At 63.9% G+C, this 11,566-nt stretch carries 12 protein-coding genes; 9 read left to right on the forward strand and 3 right to left on the reverse strand.

The window, feature by feature from the left end; translation table 11 throughout:
* Positions 1 to 14: 14 nt before the first annotated feature.
* Positions 15 to 932 carry a 2-dehydropantoate 2-reductase gene (locus tag APT63_04125; protein ID AMA44865.1) on the reverse strand — a complete coding sequence of 306 codons (918 nt, stop codon included), beginning with the start codon at positions 930 to 932 and terminating at the stop codon, positions 15 to 17.
* 104 nt (positions 933 to 1,036) lie between these two features.
* On the opposite strand from APT63_04125, the gene APT63_04130 reads away from it, so the two are divergent.
* The 3 genes from APT63_04130 (at position 1,037) to APT63_04140 (ending at position 3,885) form a co-directional block, all read left to right on the forward strand.
* The gene (locus APT63_04130) at positions 1,037 to 1,522 is read left to right on the forward strand and encodes a YajQ family cyclic di-GMP-binding protein (GenBank protein AMA44866.1); all 486 of its coding nucleotides are present in this window, start codon (positions 1,037 to 1,039) and stop codon (positions 1,520 to 1,522) included.
* A 111-nt stretch (positions 1,523 to 1,633) separates the two neighbouring features.
* On the forward strand, positions 1,634 to 2,476 hold the full coding sequence (locus tag APT63_04135) for a mechanosensitive ion channel protein MscS (GenBank protein AMA44867.1): 843 nt from the start codon (positions 1,634 to 1,636) through the stop codon (positions 2,474 to 2,476).
* A 146-nt stretch (positions 2,477 to 2,622) separates the two neighbouring features.
* Positions 2,623 to 3,885, forward strand: coding sequence for an MFS transporter (locus APT63_04140; protein AMA44868.1), 1,263 nt, complete (start codon positions 2,623 to 2,625; stop codon positions 3,883 to 3,885).
* Here APT63_04140 and APT63_04145 read toward each other — a convergent pair whose 3' ends face one another.
* On the reverse strand, positions 3,886 to 5,433 hold the full coding sequence (locus APT63_04145; GenBank protein ID AMA44869.1) for an AmpG family muropeptide MFS transporter: 1,548 nt from the start codon (positions 5,431 to 5,433) through the stop codon (positions 3,886 to 3,888).
* Between the two features lie 43 nt (positions 5,434 to 5,476).
* The gene (locus tag APT63_04150; protein AMA44870.1) at positions 5,477 to 5,830 is read right to left on the reverse strand and encodes a DNA base-flipping protein YbaZ; all 354 of its coding nucleotides are present in this window, start codon (positions 5,828 to 5,830) and stop codon (positions 5,477 to 5,479) included.
* Positions 5,831 to 5,981: 151 nt separating this feature from the next.
* Here APT63_04150 and APT63_04155 point away from each other — a divergent pair, with 151 nt between their 5' ends.
* From APT63_04155 to APT63_04180, 6 genes are all read left to right on the forward strand, one after another.
* Entirely contained in the window at positions 5,982 to 6,989 is a 1,008-nt protein-coding gene (locus APT63_04155; protein AMA44871.1) for a hypothetical protein, read from the forward strand.
* A 315-nt stretch (positions 6,990 to 7,304) separates the two neighbouring features.
* Positions 7,305 to 8,036, forward strand: a complete 732-nt coding sequence (locus APT63_04160) for a heme iron utilization protein (GenBank protein ID AMA44872.1) — start codon at positions 7,305 to 7,307, stop codon at positions 8,034 to 8,036.
* Positions 8,037 to 8,101: 65 nt separating this feature from the next.
* A complete protein-coding gene (locus tag APT63_04165; GenBank protein ID AMA44873.1) occupies positions 8,102 to 8,563 on the forward strand; it encodes an exclusion suppressor FxsA in 462 nt (153 codons plus the stop codon).
* 269 nt (positions 8,564 to 8,832) lie between these two features.
* A complete protein-coding gene (locus APT63_04170) occupies positions 8,833 to 9,126 on the forward strand; it encodes a molecular chaperone GroES (protein AMA44874.1) in 294 nt (97 codons plus the stop codon).
* 45 nt (positions 9,127 to 9,171) lie between these two features.
* Positions 9,172 to 10,815, forward strand: coding sequence for a molecular chaperone GroEL (groEL, locus tag APT63_04175; protein ID AMA44875.1), 1,644 nt, complete (start codon positions 9,172 to 9,174; stop codon positions 10,813 to 10,815).
* A 223-nt stretch (positions 10,816 to 11,038) separates the two neighbouring features.
* On the forward strand, positions 11,039 to 11,440 hold the full coding sequence (locus APT63_04180) for a CopG family transcriptional regulator (GenBank protein ID AMA44876.1): 402 nt from the start codon (positions 11,039 to 11,041) through the stop codon (positions 11,438 to 11,440).
* Positions 11,441 to 11,566: the final 126 nt, after the last annotated feature.

Consider the following 11,566-nt stretch of genomic DNA (forward strand, 5'->3'; position numbering starts at 1 on the left):
TGGAGGGCGGGCCGTCAGTCGATGGGCAGGCCGCGCGCCGTGAGGGTATCGACCAGCCGTCGGTGCAGGCGTTCCAGGTGCGGTACGTGCAGCCCATGGTGCCTCGCCATGGCGCAGGCGTGGCCAAGCAAATAACGGTGCTCGGTCCGGCGGCCTTGCTGGACGTCCTGGTGCATCGAAGAATAGTTGGCGGCGGTCGCCTCGATCACATGTTCGACTGTCTGCAACAAACCATGCGCAGCCCCGGGCTGGCCGCAACGTTCGAGCAGGGCCGTGAGTTCTTCGCACAAGGCCACCACCGTGTCGGCGTGCTGGCGCAGCGCCCCATTGCGGCAGTCCAGCAGCACCGTCAGCGGATTGATCGCGCAGTTGAGCGCCAGCTTACGCCACAGCTGCCCCAGGATGTCATCGCTCCACTGGGCGGGGATGCCCGCCTGCTGCAACTCGTCCCACCAGGTCGGCCGCGTCGGGTCGAGGGGGTCGCCCAACCAGTTGGACCCCTGGCCGGCGAAGCGGACCTGCCAGGGTGCTTCGCGGAAGGCGCCCTCGGTGCTGGAGGCGAACAGACAGCGTGCCTGGCCTGCCTGGGCGACCGCCTCCTGCTGGCTGCCCAGCCCGTTCTGCAACAGCACCAGGTCGGCGCCAGGGGCCAGCCGTGGCTCGAGTCGTCGTACGGCCTCGGCCACATCGTAGGCCTTGCAGGCCAGGACCAGGCGCTGGATCGGCTCGTCGTGATCAGGCGTCTGCGCCGTGATGGCATGTCGCGTCACGCGCGTGTCTTCGACCAGCGTGAGGCCGCCGACAGCCTGGTAGGCGGCGAGCCGGTCGGCATCGCGCAGGATCAGCCGGACCGGCTTGCCGGCCCGTGCCAGGCGGCAGGCCCACAGCGTACCGAGGCTGCCTGCGCCGAGAATGTGCCAGGTGCTGCTCATCTGCGTTTCACAACCCGTTATAATCAGCGCACATTTTAACCCTCAATCCCCACGCGCTCCATCGTCGGTCTCGACGCGAGGGGCGCCTATATCTGGAGAGCAGCATGCCTTCGTTCGACGTGGTATCGGAACTGGACAAGCACGAGGTGCACAACGCGGTCGACAACGCCATCAAGGAGCTTGATCGCCGTTACGACCTCAAGGGCAAGGGCAACTTCGAGTTCAAGGAAAAGGACAAGACCGTCGTGCTGACGGCCGAGGCCGAGTTCCAGCTCGAAGCGATGGTCGAGATCCTGCGCCTGGCCCTGGTCAAGCGCAAGATCGACGTCAAGTGCCTGGAAGTCAAGGACGCCTATCCGTCCGGCAAGGAGATGAAACAGGAAGCGATCTTCCGGGAAGGCATCGACAAGGAGCTGGCCAAGAAGATCGTCGCCAAGGTCAAGGACGCCAAGCTCAAGGTGCAGGCCGCCATCCAGGGCGAGCAGGTGCGCATCACCGGCAAGAAGCGCGACGACCTGCAGGAGGCCATCGCCACCCTGCGCACCATGGACTTCGACATGCCCCTGCAATTCAACAACTTCCGCGACTGATGGCCGGCCGGGCCGGAACCTTGCCCGGCTGACACAGTCCACCGCTTCCCGAGGCCGCCAACCCAGGCGGCCTGTTTTTTTGTTCCTGCCGCTCGATTCCGGGAGACCTACATGGATTTGAACGCCGAAGTGGACCACCTGGTCCGCACCTCGCAAAGCTGGATTCCCCTGATCGTGCAATACAGCGGCCGCCTGCTGCTGGCCCTGGTGACGCTGGCGATCGGCTGGTGGATCGTCAACCGCCTGAGCGCGCGCCTGGGCAAGCTGGTGAGCATTCGCCATTCCGATCCGGCGCTGCAAGGCTTCATCAGCACCCTGGCCAACATCATCCTGAAGATCCTGCTGTTCGTCAGCGTGGCGTCGATGATCGGCATCGAGACCACCTCCTTCGTCGCCGCCATCGGTGCCGCGGGCCTGGCCATCGGCCTGGCGTTGCAGGGCAGCCTGGCGAACTTCGCCGGGGGCGTGCTGATCCTGCTGTTCCGTCCGTTCCGCCTGGGCGACTGGATCGAAGCGCAAGGCGTCAGCGGGACCGTCGACACCATCCAGATCTTCCACACCGTGCTGCGCACCGGTGACAACAAGACCGTGATCGTGCCCAACGGCAGCCTGTCCAACGGCATCATCACCAACTACAACCGTCAGCCGACGCGTCAGGTGGTGTTCAACGTCGGGGTCGACTACGACGCCGATCTGCAGAAGGCCCGACAGGTGCTGCTCGACCTGGCCAAGGACCCGCGTGTGCTGCCCGATCCGGCACCTGTCGCCGTGATTTCGGAGCTGGGCGACAGCTCGATCACCGTGTCGCTGCGGGTCTGGGTCAAGACGCCGGACTACTGGAGCCTGATGTTCATGCTCAACGAGCAGACCCGTGATCGCCTGCGTGCCGAAGGCATCGACATTCCGTTCCCGCAGCGGGTGATCCGCGTGGTGCAGGAGCCAGTAGCGCAGTGATTCGGTAGCAACACGCTGCAAGCTTCGAGCGGCAAGCTGAAGCGGGTGACGGATAGTTCGGTATTCGATGCTTGCAGCTTGTCGCTTGTAGTAGGTGGCGCGCAGCCTGTAGCCTGCGCGCCACCTCCCTGCCGCCGAACCCCGTCATGACGCCTCTTCTGCACATCACTCCACGCCGCGCCCTGGCCTTCGGCCTGATCCTGGCGCTCTTCGAGCTCTTGACCTACCTGGCCAGCGACGCCGTCATGCCGGCGATGCCGGTCGTGGTCGCCGACCTTCAGGCCAGCCCCGACTACATTCCCCATGCGCTCAACCTGTACCTGCTCGGCGGTGTGGTGCTGCAATGGCTGATCGGCCCGCTGGCCGATCGCTATGGCCGACGGCCTCTGCTGCTGAGTGGCTGCGCCTGTTTCGCCATCGCTTGCCTGGCGACCTACTGGGTTCACGACATCGGTCTGTTCAACCTGCTGCGGTTGTTGCAGGGCATCGGCCTGGGCTTCGTCGTCACGGTCAGCTACCCCGCGCTGAACGAAGCCTTCAGCGAGGCGGATGCGGTACGCATGATGGCGCTGTTGGCCAATATCGCCTTGCTGTCGCCACTGTTGGGGCCGTTGATCGGCACCCTGATGCTGCAGTGGCTCGACTGGCGCTGGCTGTTCGTGGCCTTTGCGGCCGGGGCGGTATTGACCTGGCTGGCGCTCTATCGACTGATGCCGGAAACCTTGGGGGTAGAGCGCCGTGATGGATCGCGTCTGCCGTTCACGCCGATCCAGGTGCTGCCTCTGGTGCAAGGCTACGGACGCTTGCTGGCCAACCGCCGCTTCATCGCCGGCAGTGTGGCCCTGGGGCTGGTCAGTCTGCCCCTGATTGGCTGGATCGGCCTGTCGCCCGTGCTGCTGATCCACGACGAAGGGCTCAGCACTCTGGCCTATGCGCTCTGGCAGCTTCCCGTCTTCGCCGGGCTGATCAGCGGCAACCTGATCATCAACCGCATCGCCGATCGCTATCCGCTGCACCGACTGGTGCAGGGCGCGCTGTGGCCGTACCTGGCCGGTCTATTGGGCATGGTGGTGGCGACGGCCTGGTGGCCGAGCGTGCTCAGCCTGGTGGTCGGGCTGACGGTCTACGCCCTGGGCCTGGGGGTGGCCAACGCCGTGTTGTACCGGCTGACGCTGTTCGCCAGCGATCAGAGCAAAGGGCTGGTGTCGGCGATGCTGGGCATGATCACCATCGCCTTGCTGGGGTTGGGCGGCGTGCTGATGGCCATGCTTGGCGCGGGCGCCAGCCTGCTGCACTTCGCGGTGATCGCCGGCGTGGCCGGGGCCTTGGCCCTGTGGCCGTTGCGCCGGGTGATCCGCGACAGCCGCGATGCTTTCGAGAGCGCTGGAGCCAAGCCTTCCACGCCCTGATCAGGGCGTGTCGGTGGCCTGTGCTTCGCCCGGCGCCTGCTTGCCGCGCCCGACTTCCTGATGCCAGTGCAAGGCGATCAGGATCAGGGTCGGCACACCCAGCAGGGCGGTGATCAGGAAGAAGTTGTGATAGCCGAGCTTTTCCACCATGACCCCGGAATAACCGCCGATCAGGCGCGGAAGCAGCAGCATGATCGAGCTGAGCAGGGCGTACTGGGTCGCGGAGAACTTCAGGTTGGTAAGGCTCGACAGATAGGCCACGAAGGCCGAGGTCGCCAGCCCGGAGCTGAAGTTGTCCAGCGAGATGGTCACCACCAGCATCTCCAGGTTCGGCCCCATGTCGGCCAGCATCAGGAACAGGATGTTGGTCGCCGCCGACGCCGCGCCGCCGATGAACAGAATCGGCAGGATGCCGAAACGAACGATCAGCAGACCCCCCGCGCCTGCGCCGACCAAGGTCATGATCAGGCCGAAGATCTTGCTCACACTGGCGATCTGGTCCTTGGTGAAGCCCTGGTCGATGTAGAACACGTTGGCCATCACCCCCATCACCGTGTCGGACATCCGGTAGGTGGCGATCAGCCCCAGCAGCAGCAAGGCCTGCCAGCGGTAGCGGACGATGAAGTCGTTGATGGGCGTCAGCACCGGTGCCAGGCCGCGCCGGCCCATGGAGGACAGGCAGGCCCAGGTCAGGCTGGTGTAGAGGATCGCGCGCAGGAAGGCCCGGTCCTCGAGCAGCAGGTCCAGCGGCGTGGCACTGCCGAAGACCATGCTGGCCCAGTCGGTGTTGAACAGCTGCGTGAACATGGCCGGCACCGAGACCAGCAGGATGATCAGCACGAACACCGAGGCGAGCTGGTGGGTCAGGCCGTAGCGCGCGGCCGACAACTGAGTCTGCAGCGCAACCGGCGGCTCGCGCATGACCAGCGTGGTGAACACCGCCGGCAGCATGATCAGGCCGAACAGCACGTAAGTGCCCGTCCAGGCTTCGTGCAGGTAGCTAAAGCCCGTGGAGCCGAACCATTCGGCGAAGAACAGCGCGCCGGCGGTGGCGAGCAGCGCGGCAATGCGGTAGCCGGCCATGTAGCTGGCGGCCAGGGCCGCCTGGCGCTGATCGTCGGCGATTTCCAGGCGATAGGCATCCACCGCGATGTCCTGGGTGGCCGAGGCGAACGCGACCAGCACGGCAAGGGCGATCAGCCAGGACAGGTGCTTCTGCGGATCGCACAGGCCCATGCCGATCAAGCCTGCCACCACCAGCACCTGCGACAGCAACAGCCAGGAGCGCCGCCGCCCCAGCCGCCCCAGTACCGGCAGGCGCCACTGGTCGAGCAGGGGTGACCAGACCCACTTGAACGCATAGGCCAGCCCGATCAGGCTGGCGTAGCCGATCGTTTCTCGGGCCACGCCGGCCTCGCGCAACCAGACCGACAGCGTCGAGAACACCAGCATGTACGGCAACCCGGCAGCGAATCCAAGCAGCAGTAGCACCAGCGTGGACGGGCTGGCATAGGCAGCGAGCGCAGCGCGCCAGGTTTTACGGGGCATGGAGCAACATCTGCCTCAAGGTTGCGAAAACAAAGCGCGCACTCTAACCGCTGTGCTCCACCGGGCGCCAGCCATGGCGCAACATATCCACACGATTGTTCCGGACGGTCACGCCTTCGGCACGCAGCCGTGCGCGCTGCTCGTCCCCTGAGACCGTACCGGATGCCAGGCAGAGGCGGCCGCCTGCTCCCAGGACGCGGTGCCACGGCAGGCGTGTACCGTCGGGCAGTTGGCTCAAGGCACGTCCGACCCAGCGCGCGACAGGCCCCAGCCCGGCCAGGTCGGCCAACTGGCCGTAGCTGACGACCTTGCCCGGTGGCACCTGGTCGAGCACCAGAAACAGCGCCATTCGTCGGGCGTCCGCCTGTTCGGCGGTCAGGCTGCCGGCCTTGGCCATCAGGGCTTCGCCTGATCGGGCAGCAGGACGAAAGGATCAGTGATAAAGATGAGAACGGAACTCAAGTGCATGGGTGCGGTCTGTCCTTGCTTCAATGAAGGGTCGCTGGATAATGCCTGCCTTTTTCCTGGAATCTAACCCGTAGTCGCCTATGTATTCACGTCTTCTGTTGTGCCTCACCGCGGTCGCGCTGTCCTCGTCTGCCTTTGCCGATACCGTCTGGATGAAGAACGGCGACCGGCTCAGTGGCAAGATCAAAGTGTTCGATGGCGGCAAGCTGCTGCTCGAGACCCCCTATGGGGGTTCCATCGCCCTGGACTGGAAACAGGTCAAGACGCTGCAGAGCGATCAGGAACTGTTGGTCAAGCAGGACGCCTACACCGGCGAGAAGACCAAGTCGCTCACCGCTGCCGATGCCGGCAAGGTCACCCTGGCCAATGGCGAGGCGCCCAAGACCGTGGAACTGGCCTCCATCCAGCAGATCCTCAAGCCCAAGCCGGTGGTGCAGGACCTGGTGTGGAAGGGTAACGTCGACCTGGCGCTGGACTACAAGCGCGCCGAGAACGACACCGACGACTACGACATCGATTTCAAGACCACCGCGCGACACGGTCGCTGGCGGCACAGCGCCGAAGGCGAGTACAACCGCGAGACCAAGGATGACGTGACCACCACGGACAACTGGAGCGCCGAGTACGCGCTGGACCGCTTCCTGACCGACCAGTGGTTCTGGCAGGGGCGCCTGGAGTACAAGCGCGACCATGTGGAAGACCTGGCGCGCCAGCGTACCGTCGGTACCGGCCCGGGCTACCAGTTCTGGGATGACGAACTGGGGGCGTTCTCGCTGGGCAGCCTGCTCAACCGCACCGACTATGAATACGCCGATGGCGGCAAGGACAACTTCTATTCGGTGGCGATGAAGTGGGACTACAACCGTTATCTGATTGGCAAGCGCGTCGAATTCTTCACCAATGGTGAGTTGGGCAAGCCGCTGGGCGACGTGGCCGACTACTCGTTGGACGCCGAGGTCGGGTTGCGCTACAAGGTGACCGAATGGGCGTCACTGAACCTGAAGGCCGAGAAGGATGTGATCAGCGGGACGAGCGGGAGCGATCTGGACAAGACGCGGTATACGGCAGGGTTTGGGGTAGCCTGGTAAGCGGAGAGCGGGCTGCAAGCTGCAGGTGTAGGCGGGGCGGAACCTTTCGTGCCTGGCCACAGAGCAGGGGGCTGGTTTCATGGGCCCTGCGGGCCCAATCGCGGCCGGTCCGGCGCCCCGGCGGGGGCCGCTCCCACACCCGTAGTGGCACCGGGGTGAATCAGACAGACGCAATTCCCTCTGTAGGAGCGGCCCCTGTGCCGCGATTGGGCCCGCAGGGCCCACAAAATCAGCTCCGCCTGACTCACCCCTTGCGCCAATCCCAACGCCCCACACTTGCCACTTGCCACTTGCCACTTGCCACGGAACCCGACCATGAGCGCCACCCCCCTGCGCAACGCCCGCGAACTGCTGCTCAAGGCGTATCAAGGTGTCCTCTCGACGCATTCCAAGGCCATGCCAGGCTTTCCCTTCGGTTCGAGCGTGCCGTACTGCCTGGATGCCCAAGGCCAGCCGCTGATCCTGATCAGCCGTATCGCCCAGCACACCCACAACCTGCTGGCCGATCCCAAGTGTTCGCTGCTGGTCGGTGAGCGCGATGCAGCGGACGTGCAGGCCGTAGGGCGCCTGACGGTACTGGCGCAGGCCCGCAAGCTGGAAGAGGCCGAGGCGCTGGACCTCGCTGCCCAGCGCTATTACCGCTACTTCCCGGAATCGGCCGGGTATCACCAGGCGCATGCGTTCGACTTCTGGGTCCTCGAGCCCGTCCGGCATCGCTACATCGGTGGGTTCGGCGCCATCCACTGGCTCGATCAGGTCACCCTGGCCAATCCCTTCGCCGGCGCCGTCGAGACCCGCATGCTCGAGCACATGAACAGCGACCACGCCGACGCGCTCGCCCATTATGTCCGTCTGGCCGGCCTGCCTGACACGGCGCCCGCGTGCCTGGTCGGGTTGGACAGCGAAGGGCTGCACCTGCGGATCGGGCATTCAGTGTACTGGCTGCCGTTTCCTACGCTTTGCAACACGCCGACACAAGTGCGCGAGGCCTTGGTGTGCCTGGCCCGCGCCTCCCATTGGCCGACCGCTCAGAAGGTCGCGGGTTGAAATAACGACTGATTGCATCCATTTGGAGTCTTACTGGAAGGCTGTCTTCCGCAGAGGATCCCTTGATGCGTGTTTTTCTCCTGCTGTTCCTGATTTTCCCGGTGCTGGAGCTGTTCGTCTTCGTCAGAGTCAGCGCCGCCATCGGCTTTTTCCCGGCCTTGCTGCTGATCATCGCCGGGTCGGCGCTGGGCCTGGTGGTGATGCGTCTGGCGGGTCTGGCCACGGCGCTGCGCGCCCGTGAGAGCATCCAGCGCGGCGAGCTGCCGGCCGAAGACATGTTCCAGGGCCTGATGATGGCGCTGGGCGGCGGTCTGCTGCTGATCCCTGGCTTCATCAGCGATGTGCTCGGCGTGCTGTGCCTGATGCCGTTCAGCCGTCGCCTGATCGCCCGCAAGCTGCGCGAGCGCGCCGAGGCCCAGACCCTGCGCCAGCGTGCGTTCAACGACGACCCGCTGGCCGGCCGTCCTCAGCAGCCTGGCCACCGTCCGAACGTCATCGAAGGCGAGTACCAGCGACGCGATCAGTGATCGAATCGTTCATGCCCCTCCACGACGGCCCCGAAAGGGGCCGTTTGCGTAGGCGGGTGATCACGGTGCGAAAAAAATTCCAGAGCACACCCTTGTAATCGAAGTCGGCGACCTCATGTTGGAGTCACCGCAAGGTTTCTGGCGCCGCTGGCGCCGGACATAACTTCGGTGACCTGCCCAGGGCGGGTCACCTCCGGCCACGCCGGACCGTATCAAACCCGCCGGTGTCGACACCGGCCGATGAAAACCACAATTGGGAGAGATCGACAATGAAGCTTCGTCCTCTGCATGACCGCGTCGTCATCCGTCGCAGCGAAGAAGAATCGAAAACCGCTGGCGGTATCGTCCTGCCGGGTTCGGCCGCTGAAAAACCAAACCGTGGCGAGATCGTCGCCGTCGGTACCGGTCGTGTGCTCGACAGCGGTGAAGTGCGTGCGCTGGCCGTGAAAGTGGGTGACAAGGTCGTGTTCGGCCCGTACTCGGGCAGCAACACCGTGAAGGTCGACGGTGAGGACCTGCTGGTGATGAGCGAGAACGAAATCCTCGCCGTCATCGAAGCTTGATTCCCCGGTTTCCGGTAACCCCAGCATTTTAAGGATTGAACGATCATGGCTGCTAAAGACGTAAAATTCGGTGATTCCGCTCGCAAGAAAATGCTCGTTGGCGTCAACGTGCTGGCTGATGCGGTAAAAGCGACCCTGGGCCCGAAAGGCCGCAACGTGGTCCTGGCCAAGAGCTTCGGCGCACCGACCATCACCAAGGACGGCGTTTCCGTCGCCAAGGAAATCGAGCTCAAGTGCGCGTTCGAGAACATGGGCGCTCAGCTGGTCAAGGAAGTCGCTTCCAAGGCCAACGACGCTGCCGGTGACGGCACCACCACTGCCACCGTCCTGGCTCAGGCCATCGTCAACGAAGGCCTGAAAGCCGTCGCTGCCGGCATGAACCCGATGGACCTCAAGCGCGGCATCGACAAGGCTACCGCCGCCGTCGTCGCCGAGCTGAAGAACCTGTCCAAGCCATGCGCCGATTCGCGCGCCATCGCTCAGGTCGGCACCATCTCGGCCAACTCCGACAACTCCATCGGTGACATCATCGCCGAAGCCATGGAAAAAGTCGGCAAAGAAGGCGTGATCACCGTCGAAGAAGGCTCGGGCCTGGAAAACGAACTGTCCGTCGTCGAAGGCATGCAGTTCGACCGTGGCTACCTGTCCCCGTACTTCGTCAACAAGCCGGACACCATGGTTGCCGAGCTGGACAGCCCGCTGCTGCTGCTGGTCGACAAGAAGATCTCCAACATCCGTGAGCTGCTGCCGGTACTGGAAGCGGTCGCCAAAGCAGGCCGTCCGCTGCTGATCGTCGCCGAAGACGTCGAAGGCGAAGCCCTGGCGACCCTGGTCGTCAACAACATGCGTGGCATCGTCAAGGTCGCTGCGGTCAAGGCACCGGGCTTCGGCGATCGCCGCAAGGCCATGCTGCAGGACATCGCCATCCTGACCGGTGGTACCGTGATCTCCGAAGAAATCGGCCTGAGCCTGGAGACCACCACCCTGGAGCACCTGGGTAACGCCAAGCGCGTCATCCTGTCCAAGGAAAACACCACCATCATCGACGGTGCTGGCACCGACGCCGACATCGAAGGCCGCGTCAAGCAGATCCGCGCCCAGATCGAAGAGACGTCCTCGGACTACGACCGTGAAAAACTGCAAGAGCGTCTGGCCAAGCTGGCCGGTGGCGTTGCCGTGATCAAGGTCGGTGCAGGCACCGAAGTCGAGATGAAAGAGAAGAAAGCCCGCGTCGAAGACGCCCTGCACGCGACCCGTGCAGCCGTCGAAGAAGGCGTGGTGCCTGGCGGTGGTGTGGCCCTGGTTCGCGCCCTGGCTGCGATCGTCGACCTCAAGGGCGACAACGAAGACCAGAACGTCGGTATCGCCCTGCTGCGTCGCGCCGTCGAATCGCCGCTGCGTCAGATCACCGCCAACGCCGGTGACGAGCCAAGCGTCGTGGCCGACAAGGTCAAGCAAGGTTCGGGCAACTACGGCTACAACGCTGCGACCGGCGAGTACGGCGACATGATCGAGATGGGTATTCTCGACCCTGCCAAAGTCACCCGTTCGGCCCTGCAAGCCGCAGCCTCGATCGGTGGTCTGATGATCACCACCGAAGCCATGGTCGCTGACCTGCCGGAAGACAAGCCAGCGGCTGGCGGCATGCCAGACATGGGCGGCATGGGTGGCATGGGCGGCATGATGTAACAGCCGACCGGCCTGCATGACCCCCATGGGTCACACCCTGTAGCAGCGTCTGTACGAGTTCGACTACGCAGGTGAGCCCCTCAAAAATCCGGCATCAGTCTTCTGATGCCGGATTTTTTTATGTGATTCCATTTCTTTACCAACGGTTGCCGTGAAAAGCATCAGGTCTCGGGCAGGTTTAAAGTAATCAGGTTCCAGGCTTGCAAGCGCTTAGGAGGCAACCATGAGATACCCCATCTGCATCGAGTGGGGCGACGAACACACCGCCATCGGTATTCAGGTTCCTGATATTCCGGGAGCGGTGACGGCAGGAGATACGTTCGAAGAAGCGTATGCGGCGGCGGTTGAGGTGGCCCATATGATGCTGGAGGACATTGCAGCTTCTGGTCGGGCCATACCCATGCTCTCCGATGCGTCTGTCCATCGGAACGATCCTGAGTGGGCGGACATGGGTTGGGGCCTGTTGGACATCGACATCGCGCCGTACTTGGGCAAGACCGAAAAGGTCAACGTCACACTGCCAGGAATGGTTATTCAACGAATCGATCAGTACGTACGCGACCATAATGTCAAAAGTCGCTCCTCCTTTCTGGCCGATGCAGCCCTGGAGAAACTGAGTCGATGAGTCGGTAGCGGGGCACGCGCTTCGGCCTCCTCATGCGTCTCTCGCAAGGCTTTCTGTCCATGCAGCTTGAAGCCCTTCCCGTGATGCCCGTAAGCTGCGCCTGCCGCGCAGACCCACGAGCGCCGC

This window comes from Pseudomonas monteilii (assembly GCA_001534745.1).
Lineage (GTDB): Bacteria > Pseudomonadota > Gammaproteobacteria > Pseudomonadales > Pseudomonadaceae > Aquipseudomonas > Aquipseudomonas alabamensis.

Excerpts from the sequence above, each read along its gene's own strand:
- APT63_04160 (AMA44872.1), top strand. The coding sequence starts at position 7,305 with ATGAGCGCCACCCCCCTGCGCAACGCCCGCGAACTGCTGCTCAAGGCG.
- APT63_04135 (AMA44867.1), top strand. The coding sequence starts at position 1,634 with ATGGATTTGAACGCCGAAGTGGACCACCTGGTCCGCACCTCGCAAAGC.
- APT63_04155 (AMA44871.1), top strand. The coding sequence starts at position 5,982 with ATGTATTCACGTCTTCTGTTGTGCCTCACCGCGGTCGCGCTGTCCTCG.
- APT63_04165 (AMA44873.1), top strand. The coding sequence starts at position 8,102 with ATGCGTGTTTTTCTCCTGCTGTTCCTGATTTTCCCGGTGCTGGAGCTG.
- APT63_04150 (AMA44870.1), bottom strand. The coding sequence starts at position 5,830 with ATGGCCAAGGCCGGCAGCCTGACCGCCGAACAGGCGGACGCCCGACGA.
- APT63_04170 (AMA44874.1), top strand. The coding sequence starts at position 8,833 with ATGAAGCTTCGTCCTCTGCATGACCGCGTCGTCATCCGTCGCAGCGAA.
- APT63_04145 (AMA44869.1), bottom strand. The coding sequence starts at position 5,433 with ATGCCCCGTAAAACCTGGCGCGCTGCGCTCGCTGCCTATGCCAGCCCG.
- groEL (AMA44875.1), top strand. The coding sequence starts at position 9,172 with ATGGCTGCTAAAGACGTAAAATTCGGTGATTCCGCTCGCAAGAAAATG.
- APT63_04180 (AMA44876.1), top strand. The coding sequence starts at position 11,039 with ATGAGATACCCCATCTGCATCGAGTGGGGCGACGAACACACCGCCATC.
- APT63_04130 (AMA44866.1), top strand. The coding sequence starts at position 1,037 with ATGCCTTCGTTCGACGTGGTATCGGAACTGGACAAGCACGAGGTGCAC.
- APT63_04125 (AMA44865.1), bottom strand. The coding sequence starts at position 932 with ATGAGCAGCACCTGGCACATTCTCGGCGCAGGCAGCCTCGGTACGCTG.
- APT63_04140 (AMA44868.1), top strand. The coding sequence starts at position 2,623 with ATGACGCCTCTTCTGCACATCACTCCACGCCGCGCCCTGGCCTTCGGC.